This window comes from Paenibacillus sp. N119s (genome assembly GCF_059447605.1).
On record NZ_JCAJRU010000374.1, the window covers coordinates 1 to 2985 of the forward strand.

General features: G+C 47.9%; 4 protein-coding genes and 1 pseudogene. All 5 read right to left on the minus strand.

Annotation, left to right across the window (positions count from 1 at the left end; all coding sequences use genetic code 11):
- A pseudogene (locus tag AC5V8P_RS24760) lies at positions 1–383 on the minus strand (hypothetical protein); the annotation flags it as partial.
- Positions 384–714: 331 nt separating this feature from the next.
- On the minus strand, positions 715–822 hold the full coding sequence (locus AC5V8P_RS24765) for a YjcZ family sporulation protein (RefSeq protein ID WP_231116823.1): 108 nt from the start codon (positions 820–822) through the stop codon (positions 715–717).
- Positions 823–953: 131 nt separating this feature from the next.
- Positions 954–1463, minus strand: coding sequence for a phage holin, LLH family (locus AC5V8P_RS24770; RefSeq protein WP_064796720.1), 510 nt, complete (start codon positions 1461–1463; stop codon positions 954–956).
- 5 nt (positions 1464–1468) lie between these two features.
- Entirely contained in the window at positions 1469–2338 is an 870-nt protein-coding gene (locus tag AC5V8P_RS24775; protein ID WP_081276796.1) for a glycoside hydrolase family 25 protein, read from the minus strand.
- Positions 2322–2792 carry a phage holin family protein gene (locus tag AC5V8P_RS24780; RefSeq protein WP_052309226.1) on the minus strand — a complete coding sequence of 157 codons (471 nt, stop codon included), beginning with the start codon at positions 2790–2792 and terminating at the stop codon, positions 2322–2324. The genes AC5V8P_RS24775 and AC5V8P_RS24780 overlap by 17 nt, the downstream gene beginning before the upstream one ends.
- Between the last annotated feature and the right edge of the window lie 193 nt (positions 2793–2985).

Below are 2985 nucleotides of genomic sequence, written 5' to 3' on the forward strand. Positions count from 1 at the left end.
GCGCCTATCGCGCCAGTAGCTCCAGCGGGTCCTGTTGCGCCTATCGCGCCAGTAGCTCCAGCGGGTCCTGTTGCGCCGGCTAAACCTGGTGTTCCTGGTATCCCTTGTAATCCTGCTGGTCCTGGAGGGCCTGGAACTCCCTGTAATCCTGCTGGCCCTGGAGGACCTGGAACTCCCTGTAATCCTTGAATCCCTTTCGGACCGGCAGGACCGGCAGGTCCCGCTGGTCCTGGAGGACCCTGTATTCCTTGAAGACCTTGCGGAGCATTAACCATAACTTTAGGTTTAACCTTAATCACTTTAACTTTCTTAGCAAGACACCGTCTTACTTTCTTGGCATGTCTGATCCTATGCTTTCTTAAATGACACGGTCTACACTTCATAAATTTCACCTCCACAAAAGATACCACATTGTATGTTTGGCATTCGCGGAAGATTGGACACTTGCCTGGGGGATATCTAACATGAGGAACATGCCTAATCCAGGAGGTCTTGAATGGGAACCAAATCAACCATTTTTATCAGTATTAGCAATAGCATGACTTGTAATTCTAGTGCGAAGACATTAAAAAAGCTTTGCCGACCGCATAAGGGAAGGGAGCACCTCATTAGGTCAACAGAGCTTTTGGTCTAATCTATTTTCGGACAGAATATGACAGGATTAGGGGCGTTGAACTTGATTGATGGGGTAATACATACAGTTCTTTTTTCAATTTAAACCCAACACGATTTAAGAATGATAACCAGAAGGATATAGAGTACCAAGATTGCTGTTGTAGAAGTCCACCCACCGCAAGCAGCTGGACCTGTGCATCCACTCATTGCGTTAGCCTCCTTTCTCGTCTTCACTTTAATATATGTGTGAAAACACTCTGTGACTGGGTGCTGGTAAACAAAAAACACCCCACCGGCGTTAAGCCAGCAGGGTGCTTCGTATTTCCAAACGTTTGTGATTATTCGGCAGCAACAGGTGGTTGGGTAGCTGGAACGGCAGTCTGCTCCTTCGTAGAAGCTGTAGATGCTTTATTATCTCCTACAGCTTGGTTAACCAACTCGCTGACTTTAGCTGCAAAAGCTGAAACAGCCGCTTTAGCCACATCTTCAGGTGGCTGTGATTCAAAATCAACGCGCTTGGTTTTACCGGGGTTAAATTTCTCCCAGGCTAATTGCACTGCCGATTCTATTTCATCCGAGCCCACCTGTATTCCAACCGCCCCCAGCTTATCTGCGAGGTACTTAGCTGCCCCGTGGAATTTAGCAGCTCCTTGGCCTGCAAATTTGGTTTCGGCATAAGCATAGGCATCGTGAGCAAGTTGCTCAATTCGCTTGCGCTGCTCTGCTGTAAAACGAGCCTCGTACAATGGCTTTAGCTTTCTGTATACCGCCGTGCCAAGGGTCAGCGCTCCGATTGTAACCAAGCCGATAGCGGATAGTGCAATGGTTGTAATGTATTGTTCGATCATAATAATTACTTATCCCCTTTGAGAATGTTTTTACGTAGACGATTAAGAGCAACAGCAACTTCTTCCCGAGTAATTGGCGCACCTGGACGGGTTCCATCAAAATACCCGTTTTGGGTCATTTCCTTCCACGCATCGGCTGCCCATGGGCTAACTTTGTTAATGTCTCTTTGTTGTTTTGACACTGTTTTTTCCTCCTTTTTCATTCCCTTGATCCAATTACGTAACTCATCCACTGTTCCGTTGTACTCGTTAAGATCCACTGGCCCAGCAATGCCATTGACCCGCATTTTTCCGTTCGGCAGCGTCCCGCCATACTGACCATCGGAGTATTGCCAAAAGTCCCAACGTGACCAGCCGGAAGCATCTGCCGGGACCTTTGTGGCGTGGTACCGTGCAATCCATAGCGGATAACCGGATAGCCCTAAAAAATTCCCAATAAATGATGGGTACGTGTAAATAATCGGACGCACTCCAGTAAGGCGCTCAACCTCCTGTAAGAACGCCTTAGCGACCGCAGTTACCGCCGTTTTGCTTAGGTTGGACTTATTGGACTCATAGTCCATCACGGGCGGCAGGTCGAACGTGGACACGCCTCCAGCGTCCTTGATAGCAGAAACAAAATTAGCCGCCTCTTGTCGAGCCAGCTCTGGTGTTGTAGCAGAGTCGTCAACGTAATGGTATGCGCCTACCAGTAGGCCAGCGGCCTTCGCATCCTTCACAAATTTAAGAAATGTTTTGGAGCGGAATGACTTGCCCTGCGTTGCTTTGATAAATACAAAGCTGATCCCGTCTGCAGCAACCTTTTTAAAATCAATGCTGCCCTGATGATGAGATACGTCAATCCCTTGTGCATTACGTCTATTTCGTTGTTGCATCTGTTTCATCTCCCTTGTCTTTCAACTGCCGCAAGAAACTTTTAAGCTTGAACGGCAATGGGATTCCCAATGCCCCAAGATTCTCGGCCAGTGACAGCCCTTCACGACCGGCGTAAAAATAAATCGCTGCGATCCTAAAAATAGGCGCATCTGGTTGTAACCAATCATCAATTTGTGCAGATAAACCCACCACCATTAAAACAGTAGCCTTACGGATTCCTCCCCAAAACATCACATTACTGTCCGCTTTCTTATTTTTAAAAGCTGCGATAACTCCGAAAATATAATCTGCCACCATCATATAAAACAGCACCTTCAGCGGCTTGTCCCACCCACCCAAAAATGTAACAATCAGACCAGTCAGCGCCGTAACTCCCCCTGCCGCCGCCTCCTTCTCCGATGCCCCGACCATTGCGGTCCATACGGTGCTGCCAAACATTTTTATTTGGCTCACTACCTTCTCCCCCTTAAAAATAAAGCCCCCGACCACTCACCGGGGGCAAAAAATAACGCATCCGATTGGATACGCCTTTTACGCTTCTTGTTCTGTTGTTTGTTCGCCTACTGAAGCCGCTTGTGCAGTCTCAGCAATACCCAAGTCTGCTTTGACCAAGTCTTGCAATGATGTTGGCACGTCTGCAACTGTG

Excerpts from the sequence above, each read along its gene's own strand:
- AC5V8P_RS24765 (WP_231116823.1), bottom strand. The coding sequence starts at position 822 with ATGAGTGGATGCACAGGTCCAGCTGCTTGCGGTGGGTGGACTTCTACA.
- AC5V8P_RS24770 (WP_064796720.1), bottom strand. The coding sequence starts at position 1,463 with ATGATCGAACAATACATTACAACCATTGCACTATCCGCTATCGGCTTG.
- AC5V8P_RS24775 (WP_081276796.1), bottom strand. The coding sequence starts at position 2,338 with ATGCAACAACGAAATAGACGTAATGCACAAGGGATTGACGTATCTCAT.